This is a genomic window from Pseudoalteromonas arctica (genome assembly GCF_012927645.1).
Lineage (GTDB): Bacteria > Pseudomonadota > Gammaproteobacteria > Enterobacterales > Alteromonadaceae > Pseudoalteromonas > Pseudoalteromonas arctica_A.
In genome coordinates, this window is the sequence record NZ_JABBMT010000003.1 from 177,508 (window position 1) to 203,889 (window position 26,382).

General features: G+C 40.4%; 20 protein-coding genes. 10 read left to right on the top strand and 10 right to left on the bottom strand.

Annotated features, from left to right (window positions below; all coding sequences use genetic code 11):
• Positions 1-48: 48 nt before the first annotated feature.
• Together HHO47_RS03500 and HHO47_RS03505 are read left to right on the top strand one after the other, a co-directional pair.
• Positions 49-312, top strand: a complete 264-nt coding sequence (locus tag HHO47_RS03500; RefSeq protein WP_169018940.1) for a CBU_0592 family membrane protein — start codon at positions 49-51, stop codon at positions 310-312.
• Positions 313-535: 223 nt separating this feature from the next.
• Positions 536-1,966: a coniferyl aldehyde dehydrogenase gene (locus HHO47_RS03505; protein WP_248290911.1), complete on the top strand. Its 1,431-nt coding sequence runs from the start codon at positions 536-538 to the stop codon at positions 1,964-1,966.
• 39 nt (positions 1,967-2,005) lie between these two features.
• Here the strand turns inward: HHO47_RS03505 and HHO47_RS03510 are convergent, their stop codons facing one another.
• A complete protein-coding gene (locus HHO47_RS03510) occupies positions 2,006-2,731 on the bottom strand; it encodes a tetratricopeptide repeat protein (RefSeq protein WP_169018944.1) in 726 nt (241 codons plus the stop codon).
• 531 nt (positions 2,732-3,262) lie between these two features.
• Here HHO47_RS03510 and HHO47_RS03515 point away from each other — a divergent pair.
• The gene (locus HHO47_RS03515; protein WP_169018946.1) at positions 3,263-4,129 is read left to right on the top strand and encodes a DUF6279 family lipoprotein; all 867 of its coding nucleotides are present in this window, start codon (positions 3,263-3,265) and stop codon (positions 4,127-4,129) included.
• 186 nt (positions 4,130-4,315) lie between these two features.
• Here HHO47_RS03515 and HHO47_RS03520 read toward each other — a convergent pair whose 3' ends face one another.
• The 3 genes from HHO47_RS03520 to HHO47_RS03530 are packed head-to-tail and all read right to left on the bottom strand — an operon-like array spanning position 4,316 to position 7,830.
• Entirely contained in the window at positions 4,316-4,939 is a 624-nt protein-coding gene (locus HHO47_RS03520) for a PqiC family protein (protein WP_169018948.1), read from the bottom strand.
• Positions 4,939-6,594: an intermembrane transport protein PqiB gene (gene pqiB / locus HHO47_RS03525; RefSeq protein ID WP_169018950.1), complete on the bottom strand. Its 1,656-nt coding sequence runs from the start codon at positions 6,592-6,594 to the stop codon at positions 4,939-4,941. The genes HHO47_RS03520 and pqiB overlap by 1 nt, the downstream gene beginning before the upstream one ends.
• 9 nt (positions 6,595-6,603) lie before the next feature.
• Entirely contained in the window at positions 6,604-7,830 is a 1,227-nt protein-coding gene (locus HHO47_RS03530; protein ID WP_169018952.1) for a paraquat-inducible protein A, read from the bottom strand.
• Positions 7,831-8,149: 319 nt separating this feature from the next.
• On the opposite strand from HHO47_RS03530, the gene dnaK reads away from it, so the two are divergent.
• The 6 genes from dnaK (at position 8,150) to HHO47_RS03560 (ending at position 17,492) form a co-directional block, all read left to right on the top strand.
• The gene (gene dnaK, locus HHO47_RS03535) at positions 8,150-10,069 is read left to right on the top strand and encodes a molecular chaperone DnaK (protein WP_169018954.1); all 1,920 of its coding nucleotides are present in this window, start codon (positions 8,150-8,152) and stop codon (positions 10,067-10,069) included.
• Positions 10,070-10,255: 186 nt separating this feature from the next.
• Positions 10,256-11,392: a molecular chaperone DnaJ gene (gene dnaJ, locus HHO47_RS03540; RefSeq protein WP_169018956.1), complete on the top strand. Its 1,137-nt coding sequence runs from the start codon at positions 10,256-10,258 to the stop codon at positions 11,390-11,392.
• 426 nt (positions 11,393-11,818) lie between these two features.
• Positions 11,819-12,067, top strand: coding sequence for a FeoA family protein (locus HHO47_RS03545; protein ID WP_248290912.1), 249 nt, complete (start codon positions 11,819-11,821; stop codon positions 12,065-12,067).
• The gene (feoB, locus tag HHO47_RS03550; protein ID WP_169018958.1) at positions 12,064-14,385 is read left to right on the top strand and encodes a Fe(2+) transporter permease subunit FeoB; all 2,322 of its coding nucleotides are present in this window, start codon (positions 12,064-12,066) and stop codon (positions 14,383-14,385) included. Before HHO47_RS03545 ends, feoB begins: the two co-directional genes overlap by 4 nt.
• A gap of 81 nt (positions 14,386-14,466) precedes the next feature.
• Positions 14,467-14,928: a Cys-tRNA(Pro) deacylase gene (gene ybaK, locus HHO47_RS03555; protein ID WP_169018960.1), complete on the top strand. Its 462-nt coding sequence runs from the start codon at positions 14,467-14,469 to the stop codon at positions 14,926-14,928.
• A 308-nt stretch (positions 14,929-15,236) separates the two neighbouring features.
• On the top strand, positions 15,237-17,492 hold the full coding sequence (locus tag HHO47_RS03560) for an acyl-CoA dehydrogenase (protein ID WP_169018962.1): 2,256 nt from the start codon (positions 15,237-15,239) through the stop codon (positions 17,490-17,492).
• 59 nt (positions 17,493-17,551) lie between these two features.
• Here the strand turns inward: HHO47_RS03560 and HHO47_RS03565 are convergent, their stop codons facing one another.
• From HHO47_RS03565 to HHO47_RS03590, 6 genes are all read right to left on the bottom strand, one after another.
• Complete coding sequence (locus HHO47_RS03565; RefSeq protein ID WP_169018964.1) at positions 17,552-18,481, bottom strand: LysR substrate-binding domain-containing protein; 930 nt, start codon at positions 18,479-18,481, stop codon at positions 17,552-17,554.
• 257 nt (positions 18,482-18,738) lie between these two features.
• Entirely contained in the window at positions 18,739-20,406 is a 1,668-nt protein-coding gene (locus tag HHO47_RS03570; protein ID WP_169018966.1) for a GMC family oxidoreductase, read from the bottom strand.
• A 136-nt stretch (positions 20,407-20,542) separates the two neighbouring features.
• Complete coding sequence (locus HHO47_RS03575) at positions 20,543-21,499, bottom strand: LysR family transcriptional regulator (protein WP_169018968.1); 957 nt, start codon at positions 21,497-21,499, stop codon at positions 20,543-20,545.
• 123 nt (positions 21,500-21,622) lie between these two features.
• Positions 21,623-22,165 carry an antibiotic biosynthesis monooxygenase gene (locus HHO47_RS03580; RefSeq protein ID WP_169018970.1) on the bottom strand — a complete coding sequence of 181 codons (543 nt, stop codon included), beginning with the start codon at positions 22,163-22,165 and terminating at the stop codon, positions 21,623-21,625.
• 122 nt (positions 22,166-22,287) lie between these two features.
• Positions 22,288-23,745, bottom strand: coding sequence for an aldehyde dehydrogenase family protein (locus HHO47_RS03585; protein ID WP_169018972.1), 1,458 nt, complete (start codon positions 23,743-23,745; stop codon positions 22,288-22,290).
• A gap of 172 nt (positions 23,746-23,917) precedes the next feature.
• Positions 23,918-25,081, bottom strand: a complete 1,164-nt coding sequence (locus HHO47_RS03590) for an iron-containing alcohol dehydrogenase (protein WP_169018974.1) — start codon at positions 25,079-25,081, stop codon at positions 23,918-23,920.
• Between the two features lie 378 nt (positions 25,082-25,459).
• Between HHO47_RS03590 and wrbA the strand changes: the two genes are divergently transcribed.
• Complete coding sequence (wrbA, locus tag HHO47_RS03595; protein WP_169018976.1) at positions 25,460-26,068, top strand: NAD(P)H:quinone oxidoreductase; 609 nt, start codon at positions 25,460-25,462, stop codon at positions 26,066-26,068.
• Positions 26,069-26,382 lie beyond the last annotated feature (314 nt).

The following is a 26,382-nucleotide window of genomic DNA, read 5'->3' on the forward strand; positions in this document are numbered from 1 at the left end:
GATTGGGCCAGTGTTTTGGGTATGATTTAAAAAGGATAGGGGACACCCGTGATTGCACTTTTATTTGATATTGTTGGTATGACAGGTACATTTTTAGTGGTTGGCGCTTTTTTTATGCTACAGCTGGGTAAAGCTAAACCTACTGGGCTTTTATATAACATGATGAATTTGTCGGGCGCAATCTTACTGCTCATAAGCCTTTGTTATAACTTTAATTTGGCAAGTTTTGTAATCGAAATATTTTGGATCGCAGCGTCATTAATTGGTTTATACAAATATCTGAAAGCGAAACGGACTACAGCTATGGCCTAAATTTATAAATTAATAGAGAAAAACGCTCACGCAGTGTCACATTTGTATTAAGATTGTAAGTGTTACTTTGCAATAATGGCAGTCCTTTTTAAGAAGTAACAACGATGAGAGTAAGCCCCTGTGAATCGCCCAGCGACGCTCGCATCTTGAGCTGACTTGGGTATATATTGCCCCTTCTAAGAAACAAAGTTATAGTGGTTAAATCTTTATTTTGTTTATGAGTATGCTTTTGTCTGAGACTGACACTGTATGTAACCCTGAGCTAAAAGCGCAGTTTGATGAAATGCAGCTGCATTTTGCTGCACAGCCATATTTAGCATTATCACAGCGGATCCGTTTATTAAAATCCTTAAAACGTGAATTGCTGACATTAGAAGCTGAACTAGTCGCAGCAAGCTCGAAAGACTTTGGCTTTCGTACTGCTTTTGATACGGTTTTGGGTGATATCCTGCCTACGGTCAAAACGATCAGCTACACCATTGCGCATTTACCTAAATGGGCAAAAAATTCACCCCGAAAAGCGGGTTTGAGTCTAGCGCCATCAAAAGTTGCTGTGAGCTATCAACCTAAAGGTGTGGTGGGAATAATTTCCCCATGGAATTACCCAATTCAATTATCAATCGTGCCGGTGATCACCGCAATTGCCGCAGGTAATCGGGTATTATTAAAAGTCAGTGAATTTACTCCACACACTAATCAAGTACTGAAAAAACTATTTACTGGCGAGCTTAGCGAACATTGTGCGGTGATCGAAGGTGAAGCACTATTAAGTCAACAGTTTAGCTGTTTACCATTTGCGCACTTATTTTTTACCGGCTCTACAGCTATAGGACGCCATGTTATGGCCGCTGCGAGTAAGAACCTAACCCCAGTAACGCTTGAGTTAGGTGGCAAATCGCCAGTTATCATTACCGCGCAAGCGGATATAGATAAGGCTGCTAAAGCTATTTTATTTAGTAAAATGACTAATGCAGGGCAAGTTTGTGTTGCCCCCGATTATGTTTTAGTGCCTGAAAATTTACAGCATCAGTTAGTCAGAAGTCTCTGTAGCTTATATAAAAAACATTATAAATTAGGTGTTGATGGTAAAAATTTAACATCGGTTATTAACAGCCATCATTTTCAGCGTTTAACCGATTTATTGGCAGATGCACAGCAACAGGGCGCACAGATAATTAAGCCGTTAGATGAAAACCAAAGCGACGAACATAAGCATCGTCTTGGTTTGCACATTGTGACTGATGTGAATGACAATATGAAGTTGATGCAAGAAGAACTGTTTGGACCAATTCTTGCGATTGTCAGTTATCAAGCTTTACCTCAGGCGATTGCATACATAAATCAACGTCCTCAGCCGTTAGCTTTGTACATAATGGGGCAAGATAAACAAATCAATGAAGGTATTCAACAGCAAACACAAAGTGGTACCTTCGCAATAAATGACACCTTAATACAGGTGACTGCTGATGATGTACCATTTGGTGGCTTAGGTGCTTCTGGGATGGGGAATTATCACGGCATAGAAGGCTTTTTAGCCTTTAGCCATGCACGTAATACATTGAAAACGGGTGGTTTTAATCCTAAATTAGGATTATTGCTGGCGCAAAATAAGATATTGATTAAAATACTTAAATGGTTGTACTTACGGCCATAAATAGGCGTTAAGTACAATCCAATAAGGTTCTAACGGCAGTTAGAACATCCGATCTTCCCCTGCATACAGGCCTGCTTGGATTTTTTCATATAATGCATCCGCTTTTTCTTTCGCTTCTGCAATTTGTGCTGGCATCAGTTTACGCTCATCTAGTTTACGACTGTGACTGGCATCTAAATTACCATTATACTCAGCAATAGTATTCCATATGTATGACTTCTCTATGTTTTTCTCGACTCCATGGCCTTCAAAATACATTAGCGCCATATTAAACTGTGCCAGTGTATAATTGTTACCAGCGGCTTTTTCATACCATTTTATAGCTTCTTTATAGTCTTGTGCAACGCCATCGCCGTTGGCGTACATCACACCTAAGTTAAACTGAGCAGCAGGCAAGTTTTTTGCTGCGGCTTGCTTAAAGAGTGAAACTGACATTTGTTTATCAAGTTTAACGCCTTTACCTTCTTGATAAAGTACAGCTAATGCAAACATTGAGTCGACGTGGTGCTTGTTAACACCTTGCTGGTAAAGCTCAGCTGCTTTGTGGTAGTTGCGCGTTACACCATGGCCACCTTCGTATAGCTGCCCTAGCTCGTAAATTCCTGGTGCAAAGCCTTTTTCTGCTAGGTAGTTAAACTCTCTAAGTGCATCTTCAAATTGTCCTTCATTGGCTGCGCGGATCCCTTCTTCAAGCCCCGCATGAGCAACACCACAGATGCTAAGTGCACCGACCATCAACAATATCTTAAACTTCGGCTGCCACATGACAATACCTCCAATTAGCGTGTTACTGTTTAATTTTAGTCCCAACAACCACAATTGCCCAGCGTCGCACTATAAATGATAAAACTTAGACATAAGATACAGATATTACAGAAAATTTAAAGGAATAAAAAAGCCCCTGTTGGGGCTTTTTGGGTCATATCAACCGTCACCGATATGAGCAATGTAGCAAGTGAGTGTGATCTTTTAATTATATTACTTGGGTCGAGTAAGTAATACGCTTGAAGCGTCACTATCTTCATTAACAACTTTGTACTAAGGGGGCCCAGCATCCTTACTGGTCGATCTTCCCTAGGGCACTGAGGTCGGTACGTTCAATTCATACAAGAAGCGCAAACGGATTGTGTTGAGCTATTCAGTGTTGATGCGAACGATTATCACTTGAATATTGCTGTGCGTCAACAACTAAATGATAATTATTTTTATTTGATCGGGTTTATTTTAATTTCCTCATTTACATAATGCACTAAGTTGATTAACGTAGTGTTATAAAAACAGTAAGAAAAATAATAAATGTCGATAAAAAACATATGTTTGAATTATAAAGCAACAGTAGTTGGTGTATTGTTATTAGCTCTGACTGGGTGCTCCGCTACATTTACCTACAATAATATAGGCTGGTTATCGGCATTTTGGATTGATGATTACGTTGATTTATCGAAGCAGCAAAGTAAACAAGCTAAAGATTTAATTAAGCAAAGTCGGGATTGGCATCGTAAGACGCAATTGCCTTTGTATCGACAGGATCTGTTGGCATTACAAAAGCTACTTAATGAGGATCCTTCAGAGCAAGCATTATTAACGTATTTTCAAGGCTTCAAAGCACATTGGCAATCGTTAGTTATGTATGTTAAAGACGATCTTATTGAGCTGGCTGTTGGTTTATCTATGGAACAAAGAGAAGAATTTGTTGCTGCCATTGCAAAGGATATAACGACCGAAAGTGATGAGTATCATGAACAAACTCCAACACAGCGTGAACAAGATCGTCTTGAGCGTCAGTTAGATACTTATAAACAGTGGCTTGGTAAACTGAGTGAACAACAAGTGTTTTTGATCACCCAGACGAACAGCGAATTCCAAGCAACATTTTTATTATGGCAAGCTTACAAGCAAACTCGGCTGAACAAACTCAAACAGCTCTTTTTTGATAGCCAACTTAGCCGAGATGAGCTGATTAACCAATTATCAACTGTCATTACTAAGCGAGAGGTGTTTATGAGTGACGAATTAATTCGCTTAGATGCCGAAAATTCAAAGCGCTATGCGCGTTTACTTGTGAGTTTAAGAGCGACGTTGACAGCAAAACAGCGCCAGCATGCTAATGCTGAGTTCTCCGATATGTTAAAAGATATAGAACAATTAATTAATGATGAGTAGGCTGTTAGTTACTAAGATCTTAATTTTAAAAATTTTTTATAAAAATGAATATATCAAAAACAAATAGGGCTTGTACTCTTTCAAGTAACCGTTAGGCCGACTTTTTTCGTTCGAATTAAAATTAATCAATGGATATTACAGCCTTAGATAGCGCACAAGTATTACGTGAAAATTAGCCATGTTTAATTATTCGTGACTAAGCACGCTTAGGGTGGTCGCTACTTGTTGATTAATATTCTGCCAGCTTTGCTCTAAACTTTCGACAAGCCCCTCGTAATCATCACCGATTAAAGGATTAACTTCACTAAAATAATGAATTGCTTTTAAAGAGCGGCCATTTTCAAATGACGTATAATACAGACGCCATAAACCGGAAATATCCGCATTACCTTGGTTATCACCATTGAAATGATGCAGTTCATATTCTAATTCATAATAACTTTGCTGATCTTTATCTGTTATGACAGGTAGTCCTTTGATCACCATCCAGTTACCAAGCTCGGTAAATAATGTTTGATGGGCGCTTGCTGTTAGCATTTGATCTGGCGCTTCACTCCATAAGTGATAATTAGCGGCGTTAACTTGGTTGTTGTCCATTTTCATAGCAATACCACGGTTATTTAGTGCGCCTCGTAATGATACGGTACTAACGCGTAATTGCGCTGCAGTATCTGTGCTTTTACGTTGCATTGGTTTTATGCTTTGCTCAAACTGATAATATTTAACGGGTGCATTAAGCGATTGACTACACCCAGATAAGAATAGCACTGCGATAACAGCAAAATATTGTAGTTGTAAAAGCGTGCGCATTATTGTTTCCTCGGCGTTGGATCGGCAGGCAATGATTTATCAAAAATAAACATATTTGGTTGTTCATTTAAGCCACGAGAGAGTGGCTGTAGCTCTTCACTTAAACGCTTAAACTCTGAGAGCGTTTGTTGTAATTGTTGATGGAATGAGGAACCTTGTTGATAACTGGCCATGGTTTTTTCAAACTGTTTCATGGTGACATCAAATTGCTGCATACTTTTTGTCATTTCAGCAAAATTACGGTTAATATCACCGGGCAAATTTTGGGTATCTTGTTTACTCAACAATGTACGCATTTCATTCGCCAGCGCTTGGTAATCAGCAAATGCAGAATCAATTTGCGCTAAGCTGTCTTCAATTTTTAAATTGTTTACTTTATTTAATACGTCTGATACTTGATCTGCTAAAACGGTAATGCCACTGGAAACACTCGGGAATACTTGATATTGAGACAGAGTTTCTAACTTCGCAGCTGGGGCATCGTGGTAGATATCAAAATCGACATACACAGCGCCAGTAAGCAAATTGCCTGATTTTAAAGAAGCGCGCATGCCATTTTTTATCCAACCATTAATACTGCTTTGCCAAAACTCTTTGGCTGAGGCATTGTCGTGGTAAATGCGGCCATACTCTATTTTTATCAAAGCTGGCACTGCAGTATTGTCAGTTTTAAAGTGAACGGGTTTGCCATCGATGATCACAAAGGCGGGGGCTTCTACAACAGTACCTACGCGTATACCACGATATTCAACCGGTGCGCCGGCACGTAAACCTCTAATAGATTGCTCAAACTCAATGAGGTAATAATCAAAATTATAAAAACGTTCCTCAAGAGCATCTTTGTAACTATTACTAAGTGAAAAGCTGTGGCCTTCCTGGGCAAAATCACCTGGCGATTGTTGCTCAGGCAAACCAACCGAGATCCCTCCTTTTAATAATCTGCTTAATGAACCTGTTTTTACATTAATGCCATCGGCAGATAAATCAATTTCAACACCCGCATTAACCCAGAAAATAGAATTTAAAGTGATCAGATTTTGATAAGGTTCGTTGATGAAAATACCGTACTTCATTGCTTGATTCTTCCAATCAAAAGTCGCGGTTTCAACCTGACCAATTTTATAATTTTTAAAAAATATACCGGTGCCGACATCCATAACCTCAGCATCATAACTGAGTAATGAAAAGCGACCACCTTTGACATCTTTATCAATCAGCGCAGGCTCTTCTTGTAATTTAAAATGTTCTTTTGTTTTGCTACTTTCACCTGGCGAAAACTCTAAATACACACCAGAAAGTAAAGTACTCATACCGCTGATGCCTGTTTCATCAATACGCGGTTTTACTACCCATATAGTGGCATCTTCGGTGAGTAAGCCATCATAATGTTTATCAATTTGCGCACGAGCAACGACACTGTTTTTAGTCTCAGAGAGGCGAATATGATCGATTTGGCCTATTTTCACGCTGCGTACTTTAATTTCCGTCTTTCCTGCCACAATGCCTTCAGCATGAGGCATTGAAATATATATCGTCGCGCCTTTATTTGCTTGGTATTGGTAAAGCATCCACACACCAATGAGCAAAGCTATAACGGGGATGATCCAAATCGCAGAAATAATGGGTTCTTGTTTTATATTAGCCGTTTCACTCATGCTGCTTCTCTAATTTATGGTCTTTTTATCATTGCTTGGCGGATCCCATAATAGCCGAGGATCAAACGCGTGTGCTGCCAACATTTGGCAAATCACCATGATAGTAAAAAATACAGTGCCTAAGCCAGGCGTTACTGACATTAAGTTTCCTAATTGTACTAAGGCTACTAGAATTGCGACAACAAATACATCGATCATGGACCATTTACCAATAAATTCAGTTAATTGATAAACTCTTGTATAGCCCTTTGTTTGGCTATTAGCAGGTCTACTCACCAAAAAGCATAAAAACGTTAAGATGAGCGCTTTTGCAAGCGGCACTACTACACTAGCTAAAAAAATAATTAATGCTATAGGGTATGAACCTGCTTGCCACAGTGTTATCACTCCACCAATTAATGTTGAGGGGGATTCATCGCCTAAACTAGTGGTATACATTATTGGTAATAGGTTTGCGGGAATATAACAGGCAATTGAAGTTATTAACCATGCCGTTGCTTTTTGTACGCTGTGGGGGTTTCTGATATGGGTTTTGCTATTACAGCGAGAACAGTATTGGCTATCACTAAGTTGATGGCAGACATGACAGGCACGAATGTTACTATCTATGGCACGATAAGAAAGTTTTGCTGCTGCAATCCCAACCTGAGGTTGTACTTGCTCCCATAATCGAGCACGATTTAAGTGTGCTAATGAGCCAATATATAAGATTACAAACGCGGTATAGGCCCAAAAACTAACGCCAAAGTTGACTTCCGCGAGTGACATTATTTTCACCATGCTGACCAAAACGCCGATTAAAAATATTTCTGACATGATCCATGGTTCCAACGCTAAGGTGAACTTGAGTAAGCGCCTGGCAATCGTTTGTGGAAGTACTTTAAGTAAGCCTAAATGCAATGGGATCAAGGTGGTGAGTAATGCCATCGGTAAACCAATAATACTAACATCAATAAAAATGGCTAATAAATCGCTGTCGTAATTAAACAAAATACGAGCAGCATCGGGCAAGGTAATCGTTTGTGTAATACCATTACTACTAAATGAGATAAATGGATAAAACATACTGCTTAACAGCATTAACAAGGCACTGATACTGAGTGCAACAACTCGGCTGTCGTAATTTATATTTGCTGCACAAAGCTTACTGTGACAATGTGGACAAACAGCCATTTGTTTTGCCACTACATGTGGAATATCAATAATATGGTCACAATGAGGACAGGCAGTTTGCAAAATCAATAACCACGTAGAAGTATTTAAGAGCAAGTTTGCATCAATTAACGGTTAAATACAAATGCGTAAATTGTTTATTGAGTCATTATGATATTTCTATTTATTCGTGACTTTATAACCCAGAAAACTTATCTGACTAGATTGTGAAATGGCCTCTAACGATGCAAAAAAACAACAATTCGCACATTAATTAGGGGTATTTGCAAAATAAATTACAAAAAAGCACTTTTTTTTCATTTTTACAGTTGAATTAAGTTTGTGGCATCCCTATTTACTAGTCATCGAACGTATTAATGAATTTTGAAGTTGGAGATATTTCATGGGTAAAATTATCGGAATTGACTTAGGTACTACTAACTCTTGTGTTGCAGTACTTGATGGTGGCAAAGCACGTGTTATTGAAAACGCGGAAGGCGATCGTACCACTCCGTCTATTATAGCTTACACGCAAGACGGAGAAACTCTAGTAGGTCAGTCTGCTAAACGTCAAGCGGTTACTAACCCGACAAACACATTATTTGCAATTAAGCGTTTAATTGGTCGTCGTTTTGAAGACGAAGAAGTACAACGTGATATCAGCATCATGCCATTTAAAATTATCAAAGCTGATAATGGTGATGCCTGGGTTGAAGCGGGCGGCGAAAAACGCGCTGCACCACAAATTTCAGCTGAAGTTTTGAAAAAAATGAAAAAAACAGCCGAAGACTTTTTAGGTGAAGCTGTAACAGAAGCGGTTATCACTGTGCCTGCTTACTTTAACGATTCACAACGTCAAGCTACTAAAGATGCCGGTCGTATCGCGGGTCTTGAAGTTAAACGTATCATCAATGAGCCAACGGCTGCTGCCCTTGCTTATGGCATGGACAAAAACAAAGGCGAAAACGTTGTTGCAGTATATGACTTAGGTGGTGGTACGTTTGATTTATCAATCATTGAAATTGATGAAGTTGAAGGTGAGCACACATTTGAAGTACTTGCTACAAATGGTGATACTCACTTAGGTGGTGAAGATTTTGATAACCGTGTAATCAACTATTTAGTTGCTGAATTCAAAAAAGATCAAGGTTTAGACTTAAAAGCTGATCCACTTGCAATGCAACGTGTTAAAGAAGCGGCTGAAAAAGCAAAAATTGAATTATCATCTGCACAATCTACAGAAGTAAATCTTCCGTACGTAACTGCTGATGCAACGGGTCCTAAGCATATGAACGTGAAACTAACACGCGCTAAGCTTGAGTCACTAGTTGAAGATTTAGTAATGAACTCACTAGAGCCATTAAAACGTGCCCTTGCTGATGCTGATTTATCAGTAAGCGACATTGACGACATCATCCTTGTTGGTGGTCAAACACGTATGCCTTTAGTACAAAAAACAGTTGCTGATTTCTTTGGTAAAGAGCCACGTAAAGACGTTAACCCTGATGAAGCAGTAGCCGTAGGTGCAGCGATTCAAGGCGGTGTACTTGCAGGCGACGTGAAAGACGTACTATTACTAGACGTATCACCATTATCTCTAGGTATTGAGACTATGGGTTCAGTAATGACGGCACTGATTGAGAAAAACACCACGATTCCTACTAAGAAATCGCAAACATTCTCAACAGCAGAAGATAACCAAGCTGCGGTAACCATTCATGTGCTACAAGGTGAACGTAAACGTGCAAGCGATAACAAATCTCTAGGTCAATTTAACCTAGAAGGTATCCGTCCTGCACAGCGCGGTACGCCACAAATCGAAGTAACGTTTGATGTAGATGCCGATGGTATCTTACATGTATCTGCTAAAGATAAAGACACAGGTAAAGAGCAAAAAATCACCATTCAAGCGTCTTCAGGTCTAAGTGATGAAGAAGTTGAAAAAATGGTTCGCGATGCAGAAGCACATGCTGAAGACGATAAAAAGTTTGAAGAGTTAGTAGCTGCACGCAACCAAGCTGACGCACTTGTTCACGGTACACGTAAACAAATTGAAGAAGCGGGTGAAGCATTACCAAGCGAAGATAAAGAAGCGATTGAAGCGGCTGTTGTTGAGCTAGAAGCAGCTATCAAGAGTGACAACAAAGACGAGATTGAAGCAAAAACTCAAGCGCTTGCTGAAAAGTCACAAAAGTTAATGGAAATTGCACAAGCTAAAGCACAACAAGCTGGCGGCGACGCTGGTGAGCAACCACAACAGTCAGCTAAGCAAGATGACGACGTAGTGGATGCTGAGTTTGAAGAAGTGAAAGACGACAAGTAATTGTTGCCAGCGCTTCACTAACTGAAAACACGATGACTGATATCGTAATTTAAGTTAGGATGAACAACTTAGGCGCGCAGGCTATAGCTTGACGCGCCTTTTGCATGTAAATTAGATGATAAATCGATACGATTTATCGATTTATCCGCAGCAATGCTGCAGTAAGAAAAGAGTAGTGTGATAGATATGTCAAAACGCGATTATTATGAAGTCCTTGGAGTGGCAAAAGACGCCAGCGAAAGAGACGTTAAAAAAGCGTATAAGCGCTTAGCGATGAAATATCATCCAGATCGTACCGCAGGCGATAAAGATCTTGAAACTAAATTCAAGGAAGTAAAAGAAGCTTACGAGATCCTCACCGACAGTCAAAAGCGTCAAATGTATGATCAATACGGCCATGCTGCGTTTGAACAAGGCGGTGGCGGTGGTGGCGGCTTTGGTGGTGGCCATGGTGACTTTGGTGATGTATTTGGTGACGTGTTTGGTGATATTTTTGGTGGCGGTGGTGGCCGTCGTCAATCGCGTCAACAGCGTGGTGCCGATTTACGTTACAACATGGATTTAAGCTTAGAAGAAGCGGTTCGTGGTAAAGAAGTCGAAATTAAAGTACCTACGTGGGTGAGCTGTGATCCATGTGACGGCAGCGGTGCAAAAGCAGGTTCTAAACCGAAAACATGTACTACTTGCCATGGTGCAGGCCAAGTGCAAATGCGCCAAGGTTTCTTTGCTGTACAACAAACCTGCCCAACTTGTCAGGGCACTGGTCAGATAATTTCTGATCCATGTAATAGCTGTCATGGTCAAGGGCGGGTGGAAAAAACCAAAACATTATCGGTTAAAATCCCTGCGGGAGTTGATACTGGCGATCGCATTCGTTTATCTGGCGAAGGTGAAGCTGGGGTACATGGTGCACCAGCTGGTGATTTGTATGTGCAAGTATCGGTACGTGAACACCGTATCTTTGAGCGTGATGGCAATAACCTCTATTGTGAAGTGCCGATAGGGTTTACAACGGCAGCTCTTGGTGGGGAAATTGAAGTACCGACTTTAGATGGTCGTGCTAAATTGAAGATCCCAGCAGAGAGTCAAACGGGCAAAATGTTCCGTATGCGCGGTAAAGGTGTTAAGTCTGTTCGCAGTGGCGCAGTTGGTGACTTGATCTGTAAAGTGGTAATAGAAACACCCGTTAAGTTAAATGAACGCCAACGCGAGTTATTGCAAGAGCTTGAGCAAAGCATGGGTAAGGATGGTTCTAAAAATCGTCCAAAAGAAAAAGGCTTTTTTGATGGTGTAAAAAAGTTCTTTGATGATTTAACTAAGTAATCATTCATTACTTATAAAATGGCGCTAATAAGCGCCATTTTTTATAGTTATGATAAGTAGGGCGTGTTTATCTTTCGAGGTTAAATTTGCAGCAGTGTGTTTGGTATTTAGGCAAGGCAGAGCCTATGTAGTGTGGTTGTCCCCCATAAATAGGCGATAACGCAGATTAATGCCAAACACGCGCTGCCCTTTGGGTTCTTCCTAGGGGCGACTAACTCTTTGTTGCCTACATGGATGTAGGTAAGGGGCGTGAGCAGGACGCGAAAGCTTTGCTCGATTTTTACTTAGCCCACTAGGTTACAAATCTCGCGCCGCGATTAAATCGCCCCTAGTTTGAACAAATTTTAATCCTGAAAGGTCAACACGCCCTAGTCTCACTTGCATGATTGAAGGATCGGCGTAAAATCAGCGCCATTGATGTATTAAATGAAATTAAACGGCATGTTCACGTTAGACAAATTAGTAATTGGCCAACATGGCTCTGTTGTAAGCATCGATCCTAATGCGAGTTTACTGCGTCAGAAATTACTTGCAATGGGTTTAACGCCAGGCGCTCCTGTCCACGTATTGCGCTTTTCTCCATTTGGCGATCCGATGATTGTCAAAGTTCGCGGTACTGTTCTTAGTCTTCGTAAAGCCGAGGCACAATCAATTAATTTGGAACTTGCAGTATGAATCCAAACATTGCCGTAATAGGTAACCCGAACTGTGGTAAAACTACACTATTCAACGCGTTAACCGGTAGCAAACAGAAAGTAGGTAATTGGTCAGGGGTTACCATAGATAAGAAGATTGGTCAATTTAAAGTGGCTGATCAAACTGTCGACTTAGTTGATTTACCCGGTACTTACTCTTTAGATGTAAATGCACAAACCCCTTTAGATGAAAAAATTGCCCGTGACTATGCACTCAGTGGTGGCTCACAACTGATCATCAATATTCTTGATGCATCAAATCTTGAACGTAACTTATATCTTACTGCGCAATTACTTGAGATGAAAATACCTCTTATAGTGGTTCTAAACATGGTGGATGTAGCAAACCGCAATGGTTTGCTGACAGATGCTAAAGCGCTAGAGAAACGTCTAGGTTGTCCGGTGATTGCGTTAAGTGCGAATAATAAAAAAGATATTAGCGCGTTAAAAGAGTGTATTTCTCAGGGTCTAAAATTAAAGAAAGTGTCATCCCATGTACCAATTTATGAACCAAATGTGGCGCAAGCAGCGGCTAAGATTGCCTCCAGTATTACAATCAATAATAAGCCATTAGAAAGCATTGATACCCATTGGTTATCGTTGCGTTTATTAGAGCAAGATGAAAGTTGTTTTAGTTATGTGGATCAACAAACGCTGGCACTGGCAAAAGCTGAATTTGAACAGTTTGCCGATCATCATGAACTTGATGTGCTTTTTGCCAATGGTCGGTATGAATTTGCCCATCAACTTGCTGAACTTGCTCAAAATACCAAAGGCATCGCCTCTGAAACCATCAGCGATAAAATAGATGCGGTAGTGATCAACCGCTTTTTAGGGATCCCAATATTTTTAGGGATCATGTATTTAATGTTTACTATTGCAGTCAATGTTGGCAGTGCATTTATAGACTTTTTCGATATTGCTGTTGGTGCGATTCTAGTCGATGGCTTTGGTGAAATATTAACGTCATTAGGCGCACCTGATTGGCTACGCGCATTGCTTGCGGACGGTTTAGGTGGGGGTATTCAGTTAGTTGCCACCTTTATTCCGGTGATTGGCTTTTTATACTTTTGTTTAGCCTTTATTGAAGATTCAGGTTATATGGCGCGTGCTGCTTTTATCATGGATAGATTAATGCGCGCCATTGGTTTACCAGGAAAAGCATTTGTACCACTGATTGTTGGTTTTGGCTGTAACGTGCCATCAGTGATGGCGACACGTACTTTAGAAACCCACAAAGATCGCTTGCTCACTATAGCTATGTCGCCATTTATGTCATGTGGTGCACGGCTGAGTGTATACGCTTTATTTGTCGCTGCCTTTTTTACCACTAATGGCCAAAACTTAGTATTTGCACTGTATATTTTAGGTATTGTCATGGCGGTATTAACCGGTTTGGTACTTAAAAATACCTTGTTTAGTCCAACGCTTACCCCATTTATTCTCGAATTACCTGCGTATCATATGCCAACGGCAAAAGGTGTACTTTACAAAGCATGGGAGCGCTTAAAAAGCTTTTGTATGCGCGCCGGTAAAACCATTATCGTGGTATTTGTTATTTTAAAAATACTCAGCTCTATAGGTACTGATTTTACCTTTGGTAATGACAACACAGATAAATCGATGCTCAGTGAAATTTCAAAAATTGCAACACCGGTGTTTGCTCCTATCGGGGTAGAGCAAGATAACTGGCCAGCGACGGTCGGTATTTTTACTGGTGTATTTGCTAAGGAAGCAGTGGTTGGAACGCTTGATAGTTTGTATTCAAATTTAGATAGCGCACTGCCAGCGAATAAAAAGCCAGTTAATGTCATCAATAAAGTGGCTGAAGCGTTCGCGAGTATTCCGACAAACCTAGCAGACGTATTTGGTAATTTACTCGATCCACTGGGTTTAAAAGTCACAAATGTGAGTGATCAAAGTAGTGCTGCCATTGACCAAGAAGTGAATGTATCGACCTTCGCAACCATGGAAAACTTATTCAGTAGTCAACTTGCTGCATTCAGTTATTTAGTGTTTGTATTGCTTTATACACCGTGTTTAGCGGTGATGGGGGCAATGTATCGTGAAGCTGGAATGAAATGGATGCTATTTGTAGCAAGCTGGTCAACGGGCCTTGCATATATTACAGCCTCTGTTGTTTACCAAGTCGGCAACTTCAAACAATCACCGACCTTCTCGATATTTTGGTTATTCGGCTGTGCTGTCGTTATTGCATTAGCGATAAGCGCTATGCGGATTTATGGTAATAAAATGGCCGCAAAGAGCCGTTTGATCCCTGTTGTTAATATTATTTAGCAAGTGTATATAGTTAAAAAGAGTACCTTGGTACTCTTTTTTGTTGATTTTAAAGCAGTTAACAATTCAATGGAGTTAGTCATGACGCCAGCCACACAATTATTAAAAAAGCACAAGGCCACTTTTGAGCTGCTCAGCTATGAGCATAACTCAAGTACACAAAGCTTTGGTTTAGAAGCTGTTGAAAAGTTAAATCTAGCCGCTGAGCAGGTTTTCAAAACCTTAGTATTTGAAACCAATGAATTGCAGTTAGTGGTGGCAATTACGCCTGTGAGTCAACAAGTTAACTTAAAGCTCTTAGCAAAAGCATGTGGTGTTAAAAAAGTACATATGGCCGCGGCACAAAAGGTAGAAAATAGCACCGGATATATTCTTGGTGGCGTAAGTCCATTAGGGCAAAAAAAGCGCGTAGCGACTTACCTCCATAGTAGTGCAAAGCAGTTTGATATTATCTATGTAAGCGCTGGTAAACGCGGCCTTGAAATTGCACTTGATCCAAATACATTAATAAAACTATGTAATGGCAAATTAGCCGACTTTTAGTGGTAATTTGCAGTGTTAGTTTACCGTCGATAAACTAACACCACTACTTTGCACAAACTTTAACGTATCTTTCCCCCTCATTTTGTTTCTATTATTGCTAAAGCCTCATTGTGTTAGTGTTTTTTTAGTAAAAATAAGTCAACTAAATACTTTTCAGCTTACAAGTGTTAGCTCTTTTTATTCAATAGCTTAGTTAGTCTAATAATAAATAAATTGAAAAAACTGTTAAAAAGTTGGTTAGAGTAATTGATCTAAACCATTTTTTATGACGTAATGTAGGTATTATTATCTGGTCGGATGAGTTGATTATGAGTTTACGTACAAAATTAAAAAAAGTATTACCAAGTATTTCTATCACTGAACAAGAAGCCCTTGATGCGGGTGATGTGTGGTTAGAAGGCTCTATCTACCAAGGTAAGCCTGACTTTGACGCTTTACGCGCAGTACCTGCTGCGGTTTTAAGCACAGATGAGCAAGCATTTATCGACGGTCCATTACAAGAACTATTGGGTATGATCGACGATACAGAAATTCAAAACGGTATTCATTTACCTGAATACATTTTAGATTTTCTGAAAAAAGAACGTTTCTTTGCACTGATCATTCCTAAATCATTCGGTGGTTTAGAGTTTAGCCCTTACGCAAACTCTACTATTGTTGGCACAATTGCTACTAAAAGTTCTGCTGTTGCAGTAACTGTTATGGTGCCTAATTCGTTAGGCCCTGGTGAGTTACTACTGCACTTTGGTACTAAAGAGCAACAAGCACATTATTTACCACGCTTAGCGAATGGTCGTGACATTCCATGTTTTGCACTTACTAGCCCTGAGGCTGGCTCTGATGCCGGTGGCATTCCAGATTTAGGCACAGTGACTAAAGGCATGTACAACGGTGAAGAAGTACTTGGCCTTGAGATAACTTGGGACAAGCGTTATATCACCCTTGCGCCAATTGCAACTGTGCTTGGTTTAGCATTTAAAGTGGTGGATCCAAATGGCTTACTGGGCGGTAAAGAAAACCTTGGTATTACCTGTGCGCTTATTCCAAAAGAGCACCCAGGTGTTGAACTTGGTAATCGTCATGATCCAATGGGTATTCGTTTTTACAACGGTACTACGCGTGGCAACAAAGTATTTGTGCCAATGGACTTCATTATTGGTGGTCAACAGAACATCGGTCGTGGTTGGCAAATGCTGGTTAGCTGTTTAGGCGCTGGCCGTGGTATTTCGTTACCTGCATTAGGTGTGAGTTCATCACAAGTGGCTTTTAAAGGCGCATCTGAATACGCAGCAGTACGAGAGCAATTTGGTTTAGCGATTGGGCAGTTTGAAGGTATTCAAGAAAAACTCGCTGATATTGCCGGTAAAACATACCTACAAGAAGCAATGCGTGTACTGACAACCGAAGGTTTAGGCATGGGCTTAAAGCCATCAGTTGTGACTGCTATTGCAAAATATCACATGACTGAAATTGGCCGTGACGTGCTTGACTCAGCAATGGATATTCAAGCAGGTAAAGCGATTCAGAATGGCCCACAAAATACGTTAGCAAGTGGTTATGTTGCACAACCAATTGCCATCACGGTTGAGGGCGCCAACATTCTTACCCGTAACTTGATGATCTTTGGTCAAGGTGTCATGCGTTGTCATCCGTATTTGCAATCGATGGTTGAGTCTATTCATAGTGAAGATAAAAATGCTGATAAAGAATTTAATAGTATCTTACGTAAAACAGTCGGTTACAGTGTAGCAAACAGCCTACGTGCATTTCGCTTAGGGGTATTACCATTCACCGCAGGTGCTGAGTCTGAGCTGCCAGAAGTACGTGAATATGAAAAAGCAGCACATAAATTATCTGCTAAATTAGCAGTCTATGCAGATTTCTCATTATTAGTACTTGGCGGTAAACTTAAACAAGCGGAAATGCTATCAGCCCGGTTAGGTGATGTAATGAGCTTTTTATATGCGGCTATGGCATCAATTAAATATTATGAGCAAAAAGTGGCAAGCAGTGAACGCGAGCAAGCAGCGCCATATTTCCACTACGCAACACGTTTTGCATTACAAAGCGCGGAACAAGCATTGCATAAGTTTTTAGACAACTTTCCTGCAAGTGGCACACGTAAGTTTATGCGTTTTATTACCATGAACTATTCGACTAAAATGCCAAAAATTAGCGATGACTTAATTCGTGAATTAGCAACACAAGCGCAACTCGACACGGTATTTAAAAAGCAAATAACGCACTTAGTTAAACCTATTGAAGGTGATGGACATTACATTAACGAGCAAGCGTATAAAGCGAAAATGGGCTGTTTAGATTTACTCGCAAAAGTGAAAAAAGCCTTGCGTGCTAAAACAATCAAACCAGGTATTCGTTTTGCACTTACTCTTGATAATGCACTTGTAGCAAATGTGATCACTGAAGACGAATATGTAATATTAATTGATTACAACAAAAAACGTGAACGCGCAATTCGTGTTGATGAATTTGATTTTGATATGAACTTATTAGACGAAAACGCCCAGCCAGTGAATCCACTGAAAAGTGTAGTAAATCAGTAGAATTTTAATTCAACAACGGAAGCGCCCAGAGTGAGGGCGCTTTTATATTTCCCTAGCGGTTAGGTCTGTAGGAAGCCAGAAGAAGTTAGCTCACTGCTCACTTTAACCGCCCCGGAACTGAATTGTTTTTGAACCTCCTTTAAGAAAGCCTGAGCCTCGGGTTCTAGATTTTGATAATTACCATGTAGCAGATATAAACTGACCATTCTAGCTTGCTTGTCGAAAAGGTCTAAAGAGGTTAGGGTTCCTGTGTTTAACTCTTTTGTGATAGTTGCTAAAGGTAACCAAGCATACCCCATCCCCTCTATTACCATATCAATGCATAGGCGAAGGTTGTTTGCTGTCCAATATTTACTATCATTAGGACAATAAAGGTTTCTATGCTGAAGTTTCCTACACTGTTGTAATACAATTTGACGATGGCTATTGAGCTCTTCTATTTTAAGCTCCCGATTTAATGAATTTAAGGGGTGGGTAGTATTAACAGCAAGAATGAGTTCCATTTTACATAGCTCTTGACAATATATATTTGAAGAGTAATGAGAGGAAATTGCAACATCAACGTCTTTATGCTCAACAAGGCTGGTAGAGATCTCGGACGAAGAATTAATTAATTCAATACGTAAATCAGGAAGTAAAGCTGATGTTTTATTCAAAGCCTTATTTAGAAGAGCTCTAGGTAACATTTCATCAACGGCAACACGCAAAACTTTATCTTTATAAATGTTTGACCGTTCAGATACCTCAATCTTTTTTGCCGTTTCAAGTAAACTGCATGCTTGCTCATAAACCCTCGTACCAGACGTCGTAGGAACTGTTTTCCTACCTTCTAACTTAAACAACTTCAGGGAAAGTGATTGTTCAATTTTTTTTACTGCATTAAAAATACTGGACTGACTTTTGTGTACTTCAATCGCTGCTGGATTAAATCCACCATACTCCACAACAGCAATAAACATTCTCCATTGTTCAAGTGTAACTCTAAGCACGCTACTTGCTCCTTATAAACGTAAAATTCATTTTTAACTATAACTTTCAAATAAGTAGGTTTTACTTTTTAATCTTTTCTAAATTATTAACTTAACCTTTAACCTTTACTGTGACGGAGCCTTACAATATCTAACTAGCTCAAGATAAGCATTGCAGCTGATATTAACAGCGATTTAAAAATATCAATCGCTGTTAATTTCAACGACGCTCGCATCTTGAGGTGGTTTAGGTATATAGCAACAATCTTGCGGCAAATTTATGCGTAAGAATGACGTGCAATATGTTCCGCTGCCGCAATAGTGGGGACATTGGTTGCCACCGATGGCGCATCAGGAAATATTGAAGCGTCAACCACACGCAGACCAGTTAAACCATGCACTCGTGCTTGTAAATCAACCACAGCAATCGGGTTATCACGTAAGCCCATAGGTGCAGTTGCAACAGGGTGATGGTAAGTGTCTAAGGTCGCTTTAGCTGAAGCCAAAAGTGCTTCATCACTTTGCGCGGCTGGCTGGGGATTCAATTCGGTTGCAATCATCTTATCAAGCGGTGCTGATTTACCAATTTTTCGTGCCAACTTAATGCCGTCTAGCAAACGAATACGATCGCTCTCTGCCGCCAGAAAATTAAGATCTATTTTAGGTGCGGCCATAGGATCACGACTTGCTAACCATACGCGACCACGTGATTCTGGACGTGTTAATGCAACGGCCAAAACAAAACCGACTTTAGTCGGGCTTTGTTCATGCGGGAACAAATGAGTGGCTGTAATATGTAAATCTAATTCTCCTTTAGCCGCAGTACGACTGTGTGTCCATAATTTTGCGCCAATCACAGGGGATTGCGCACCAACCATGTCAGGTTTGGCTGCATATGCGTTGTAATAGAATGGATGGTCAACCATATTTTGACCAACAGGTAAATCAGCAACAACTGGAATAGATAAGGCTTTTAAATCGGATGCAGGCCCTACGCCCGAACGCAAAAGAATAGCCGCACTACCGTAAGAACCGGCAGAGAGAATAACTTCTTTGGCTTTCAATACAGTGCCATTTGCTAAACGCACACCCACTGCACGCTTGCCTTCAAATATAACACGGTCAATCATCACATCAGGCTGAATAGTCAGGTTAGGACGCGCCCGAACAGCATCTGTTAAATACGCCATACCGGTATTAACCCGTACACCATCAACAATGTTCATCGGATATGGACCGACACCATGGGCATTAGCACCATCAAAATCAGCGACTGATTTATAGCCATTGGCAATAGTGGCATCCATAAATGCACGCTGCATCGGCGTGATATCGTTGTAAGTCAACTGACGAATAGGGAATGGACCACTGCGTCCATGAATGGCATCATCACCGCCTGTACGGTTTTCCATATTTTTAAATGTAGGCAGCATATCCTCGTAGCTCCACCCAGGCAAATTCCAGCGTTTATAGTCTTCTGGACGAGCGCGAATGGCAACCGCGCCATTAACCGCTGAGCTGCCACCAACTACTTTACCGCGGATCGCCCCAATGGGATGACCAACATAGCCTGGTTCAGTGTTATAACCCCATTCCACATCGGGGTTACGGTTCGCACCAACAATATCGCTTTTTGCTAATTCTTCAGGGTAGTTATTTGGCTTATAGCTATGTCCAGCTTCCAGCAATAAAACCTGACGATCTGCTTTTTCAGTCAGGCGACTAGCGAGTACAGAGCCTGCTGAGCCACTGCCCACGATAATCACATCGGGTATTTGCTCTGATGTTTGTTTAGTATTTGAATTAAGCTCAGATGCTTGTGACACACCAGACAAACTGCCAGCGGTAAGTGCAGCAAAGGTTAGCATAGTACTTTTAATTATTTTACGGCGTTCAGGGCTTTCAATGTTTTCATTTTCTTCTACATTTGATTCATCATAACTCATACTATCACTCCAAACTTTTTATAAGAGATTTTATTGTTCAGATTATAGGGATTAATTTGTCCTTTTAATAGATACACTTTTGCGAATCAATAGTTCGAAAACCACGAACAACGTTACAAATAAATAATGCCGTAGTTTATTTATTAAACTTCATGTTGTGTTTACATTCTATCTCAAGCAACTTAGCTGCAATCAGCATCTCCCAAGGTGGTGGACAGCCGATATGATCAGTTAGAAATTTAACAAATGCTTGAATTCTCAATGAGGCTCGTTTACTTTGACGATACACAACAGAAATATCCCCCCCTGAAGGTGAATACTGTGGCAAAACAACCTGTAATTCCCCTGATGCAATATACTCAGCCGCGATAAATGTCGGTAGGATTGCCAACCCTAACCCTGTACGTGCGGCCTCCATCAACATGTGTGCATTATCTGTACGCATTCGACTACGAATTCGAAAAGACTGAATTTTACCCTCAACAGGTAGCTGCCACATACCGTGTGGCTCACGATGGATATATAATAACCCTTCATGATTAATTAATTCAGCAGGGTGATGTGGCGTACCGTAGCGTTTTAGGTAGGAAGGGTGCGCGCAAATTAAGTGGCGATTAAAGGTGATTGGCTTTGCTATTAGTGATGAGTCTGTCAACTGGCCCATTCGAATTGCCACATCATAATTTTCATCCTGTAGATTAACTTTACGGTCACTAGACTCAATATCAAGTTGCAAGTTAGGATATTGTATCGCAAAGGCAGGCAATATATCGGTTAGATAAGGAGTACTAAATGCCATTGGTGCAGCCAAACGCAAGCCTCCTTTCAAAGTGGATTTTTCTGACAACATAGACTCTTCAACAGTAGCTAAATCAGCCAAAATACGAACACACTGTACATAAAAATCACGGCCTACCTCTGTTGCATACAGCCGATAGCCTCGATCAAACAAGCTAATCCCCAAGCGATTCTCAAGCTGTTTAATCCGCTGACTAACAACCGATTTTGTAGTCCCCAAACGATTAGCTGTCTCAGAAATACCACCAGCATCAACAACCGCTACAAACGTGCTCATCTCTAAAAATTTATTCATTCGTTATACTAACTATTAAAAATATTCGCTAGTACAACCTATCATACTCGTATACATATTTTTATGTATTGCGACAAGTTAGGTGGTTTGGGTATCAGACTGGTTAGCTAATCGTAATAGGGCTTAACGCAATAACCAGCGAGATAAGGTACGGGTCGCTAAAGGCATCAACCAATACACCATACTCAGAGATACCAAACCTGCTACTAGCACTTGGGAAAAATAGCTGGGTATATTTAAATGAGCTAGCTCGAAAAAAGCAGACATTGCCCAAGGTATAATAATGGTTAAAGGTAAGACGATCCCCCAAGAGAGCAGCCATTGTTTCCATCGAGCTACGGTTACTCGAGTTTGTAACGGTTCGAACCAAAATTTCGAGTCCTCACCCGTGCGATAATAATCTTCTTTTAACCATGGCAAAGATTCGCGCAACAAAGCCTGGCGTACATCAGACTTCAACCAAAGCAATACGTACTCTTTACTGATAAAGCGCAGAATTATTACGTAGCGTAATTGCTCTCCCACAGGCTTTACTATATCCGTAGCCAGAAAGCCTGAAAATTTTTGATGAGCTTCAATTGCTTTACTCATCCATTGTTCATAAAGAGCTTGATGATCAGGGTTTACCTCATGAACAATAACGCTGATACCTGTATCATTATTCATAAGCGTTGTCTGCGTTGAATAGATTGAACATTAATAAATAATAATGCAGGTAAACTTTTTAAGTGATCCATAAATTACTTTCCTGTTGCCTACACAATTCTGTGTAGGCAATTGAGTTGAAATTACGACTGTCGTAGACCAGGGTTTAATGCGATGTGTTTGTATTCAACAAAATCATCCATTGCCGCGACACCGTTCAAACGCCCTTGGCCTGACTGTTTAAAACCACCTTCCTCGAATTCGTCGTATACCATAGCCCAGTCATTGATCCAGACCGTGCCGGCTTCCAGCTCGCGAGCGACCCGCAAAGAGCGGTCTATATCGCGAGTCCACACACTTGCAGCTAAACCAAACTCGCTGTTGTTTGCCAATGCAATCGCTTCAGCTTCAGTATCAAATACTTGTAAAGTTTGCACTGGGCCGAATGTCTCGTGCTGGACAATCGGCATATTTGGATCTGATACTTGCAACAAGGTTGGTCGATAAAATGCTCCGTTGCTCATAGAGCCATCTGTGACAGGGCCGCCGCGTACAATGACTTCAGCACCACTAGTAATAGCTTCCTCAACAACTTGATTTACACGTTGAACGTTTGATTTATCAATTAAAGGTCCCATCTCACTGCTCTGATCTGCAGCAGGCCCTACACGTACAGATTTTAACCGCTCACCCAAACGCTCAATTAATGCGGGCGCTATATCACGCTGTACTAATACTCGAGAACCGGTCATGCAGAACTGGCCTGCGAATACGGTTAGAGACTTTTCAATTATTGGCACTGCGGCATCAAGGTCGGTATCGTTAAATACTAGCATCGGTGTTTTTCCGCCTAGTTCTAGGCCAAAACGTTTTAGCGACTGTGCACCGTTGGCAGAGATTGCACGGCCAGTTGTCGTACTACCAGTAAAACTGATCACTGGAACCTCTGGTGATTCTACTAAGTGTACAGAACCCGGTGCCCCTAACTCGCTAAACAGGTTGATAACTCCTTTAGGTAACGATGCGGCCTCACTTATTATTCGTGCCACTAACGCGTTAGTTTGAGCTGTTTGCCCCGGCATTTTGATAACCGTAGTACAACCTGCAGCTAGAGCCGGCGCTAAAGAGCGGATCATTAGTATAACTGGAGAGTTCCACGGCACTATAATGCCGGCTACACCAACCGCTTGGCGAATCACCATTGAAATTTTGCCTGGTTTAGGCTCAGCAGCACGACCATACTCAGTGCGAGCCAGTGCTGCATAGTAGCGTAACTTTGAGGGAACCATAGTGACCTCGAAGGTAGCTTCAGGCTTTATCTTGCCATTTTCCAATGCCAACATGTCGATAAGCTCTTTTGAATTACGCTCAAACGCGTCGGCTAGTTCAAGCAAAACTTGTGCACGTAAGTTGCGATCTTCTTTCCAGGGCGTTTCGATGAATGAGCGCTTTGCAGCTTTAATGCCCAGTTGTGCTTCATGTAATCCACCTTCAGCGTACTTACCAATTAGCTGATAGGTAGCAGGGTCAATAGAGTCTTTATAATTACCGGAGTCAAGCCAAAGGCCATCTATCCAATTTAAAGCAGGTTTTGTATTCATTAGAGATAATTCCTAGATGATGTAATAGAGAGATACGCTTAACCTTAAATTACGATGGCGTATCTTTTAAAAGTTAATTTATGCCAGAGTTTTTTTAGTAACACAATTTCATAAAAGCGAATCGCTATTTCGTTTTATTTGAATAGACCTACCTTAGCTTGCTGAGTGCTTGCTACCATTTCTCTGACCAACATTGTTTATATAAATCCACAATTTGGGTGTGTGATGGAACAAACGGGCAATTTTGAATGAGTCCAAGCTGTAGCGCTTCATCGGCTAAAGTATCTAATACTGAAACGTACTCACTTTCATTTATATCTAAGCTTGACAGGGTGGGAATTTGCAACTCATTATTCAGAGCACTGAGCTCTTTAATCAGTTCTTCACAAGCTGTTTCGTCACTCTCATTTTCCAACCTAGGTAATATTGTTCTGGCAAGAACAGCGTATTTTGATGTCGCCCCGTTGGCACAGTATCGATGTAATGTCGGCAACAGTATCGCGTTTGAAAGTGCGTGAGGAATACCAAAATGAGCACTTATAGGACCACTCATCCCATGGATCAATGTTAAGCCAGCATTGGAAAAGGCATAGCCGGCAATCATACTCCCAATCATGAGTGATTTTTTTGCTGACATGTTAGTGGGATCATTAAATGCAGGGCGTAAGTTTTGGCTCAATAACCGAACAGCCTCTAAAGCAAACATATCACTAAAATCATTAGCAAGTATTGAGGTATAGGCTTCAAGTGCATGGGTTAAAGCATCAATACCGGTTACAGCAAGCAATGTACTTGGCACACTCATCGTGAGCTCATGGTCAATAAAAACTGCACTTGAGATACAAGCATCACTTGCAAAAATGATGATGCTTTGGTCTAGTGAAGATCTAAGTACACAGGCATTAGTCGTCTCTGATCCAGAGCCTGCGATTGTAGGTACGCTTAGAACGGGTATTACTTTACCTGTCGGCGTATTCGGTATGTGCCAATCAGTATAATCGCCACCAAAACTTTCCATAATAGACAAAGCTTTAGCAGAATCAATAACGCTACCACCACCAAGCGCAATAATAATATCGAATTGACCTAAATGATAAAAAGCTCTTAATTTGTCAATTGAATCTGTTGTAGGCTCGATCTCGATATCAGTATAGGTAACATAGTTAATACCACTGATACTCAAAGGCTCAGTTAGGTTCTTTAAAATAGGGCTGTTCCCTATAAAGCTATCAGTTATTATAAGAGGGTGCGAATAACCACTTTCTTTTAAAAAAGTTGAAATTTTTTCGCTTGAGATTGAACCAAATAAAATCTTACACGGTGAAAGGAAAACCATAAAAATCCCTAAGTTAGATAAAGTAATTACGAGGTGTTAATGCAAATACCTAATAGTTAAGTTTCTATCAGGTATTTCAGAACAATATTGGATTATAAGTAAATAAAATAATTTGAATATTCTATTTATATAGATACACCTTTCTCATAATTAGAATTTAACAAAGTGTGACTTCGCCTTGGTCAGTACAGAATAACTTTATAGGTATTTGAATTAACTGTGATTTTTATAACCCTTCCTGTTTTCCTTGTTTTACTATTCAAGGTCGAGGTTTTGTTTATTCATAAAAAAGATAATTACATTCTGTAAATTGAAATTTATATAACTTGCTACGAGTATTATTATGAAAACTTCTACAATAAACAGAGTTAAAAAATAATGACGAAAATACTTGTACTTTATTATTCAAGCTATGGGCATATCGAAGCGATGGCTGATGCGGTTGCTACTGGAGCATCATCAATTAAAGATGTAGAAGTAACGATAAAGCGCGTGGCTGAAATAATGCCAGAGAATGTAGCAAAATCAGCAGGGGTTAAGCTTGATCAAAGTGCACCGATTGCAGCACCTATTGAATTGAAAGAATATGATGCAATCATTTTTGGCACACCGACAAGGTTTGGCAATATGGCTTCACAAATGCGTAACTTCCTTGATCAAACTGGGGGGCTCTGGGCTGCTGGAGGTTTAATTGGCAAAGTTGGTAGCGTTTTCACATCAACAGGGACAGGAGGAGGCAATGAAACTACAATTCAATCATTTCATACTACTCTTTTTCATCATGGTATGATCGTCGTCGGGCTACCATATTCTGCTCCAGACCTTGCTGATATTTCAGAAGTAAAAGGTGGTTCACCATTAGGCGCTGCTTGTATAGCTGGCGCTGATGGTAGCAAGTTGCCCTCAAGTAAAGAGCTTGCTTTAGCTACTTTTCAAGGGAAGCACGTCGCTAGCATAACCAAAAAACTAGTGGGTAATTCAATTTAATAATAGGTATCGATAACATTTTACTGCAGAGAATTACTGCAGAGAAAAGTAATGGGGGTCAGATCACTTGCTTCATAATACTGTGTCTTGATTGTTCTGATACAGGCATATGAGGAATGCTGTGAAGCAACGAACCTGACCCCTGTAATTCTCTTATCCACCATATCCCCCTGTGTCAGGATCTGACTCTTATACACAAATAAATTAGGCTTCAATTGAACTTTATTTATATCAGTCGATCAGATCAGTTATAACGAAAAAACCGATCGAGTTTAATTATTATGCTGATAAAAGATACTGAAAAATGGGCTAAT

Coding starts and splice junctions, on each gene's coding strand:
- HHO47_RS03505 (WP_248290911.1), top strand. CDS start 536: ATGCTTTTGTCTGAGACTGACACTGTATGTAACCCTGAGCTAAAAGCG.
- HHO47_RS03520 (WP_169018948.1), bottom strand. CDS start 4,939: ATGCGCACGCTTTTACAACTACAATATTTTGCTGTTATCGCAGTGCTA.
- HHO47_RS03560 (WP_169018962.1), top strand. CDS start 15,237: ATGAGTTTACGTACAAAATTAAAAAAAGTATTACCAAGTATTTCTATC.
- HHO47_RS03575 (WP_169018968.1), bottom strand. CDS start 21,499: ATGAATAAATTTTTAGAGATGAGCACGTTTGTAGCGGTTGTTGATGCT.
- feoB (WP_169018958.1), top strand. CDS start 12,064: ATGAATCCAAACATTGCCGTAATAGGTAACCCGAACTGTGGTAAAACT.
- HHO47_RS03585 (WP_169018972.1), bottom strand. CDS start 23,745: ATGAATACAAAACCTGCTTTAAATTGGATAGATGGCCTTTGGCTTGAC.
- HHO47_RS03510 (WP_169018944.1), bottom strand. CDS start 2,731: ATGTGGCAGCCGAAGTTTAAGATATTGTTGATGGTCGGTGCACTTAGC.
- HHO47_RS03580 (WP_169018970.1), bottom strand. CDS start 22,165: ATGAATAATGATACAGGTATCAGCGTTATTGTTCATGAGGTAAACCCT.
- HHO47_RS03570 (WP_169018966.1), bottom strand. CDS start 20,406: ATGAGTTATGATGAATCAAATGTAGAAGAAAATGAAAACATTGAAAGC.
- HHO47_RS03515 (WP_169018946.1), top strand. CDS start 3,263: ATGTCGATAAAAAACATATGTTTGAATTATAAAGCAACAGTAGTTGGT.
- HHO47_RS03590 (WP_169018974.1), bottom strand. CDS start 25,081: ATGGTTTTCCTTTCACCGTGTAAGATTTTATTTGGTTCAATCTCAAGC.
- pqiB (WP_169018950.1), bottom strand. CDS start 6,594: ATGAGTGAAACGGCTAATATAAAACAAGAACCCATTATTTCTGCGATT.
- wrbA (WP_169018976.1), top strand. CDS start 25,460: ATGACGAAAATACTTGTACTTTATTATTCAAGCTATGGGCATATCGAA.
- dnaJ (WP_169018956.1), top strand. CDS start 10,256: ATGTCAAAACGCGATTATTATGAAGTCCTTGGAGTGGCAAAAGACGCC.
- HHO47_RS03545 (WP_248290912.1), top strand. CDS start 11,819: ATGAAATTAAACGGCATGTTCACGTTAGACAAATTAGTAATTGGCCAA.
- ybaK (WP_169018960.1), top strand. CDS start 14,467: ATGACGCCAGCCACACAATTATTAAAAAAGCACAAGGCCACTTTTGAG.
- dnaK (WP_169018954.1), top strand. CDS start 8,150: ATGGGTAAAATTATCGGAATTGACTTAGGTACTACTAACTCTTGTGTT.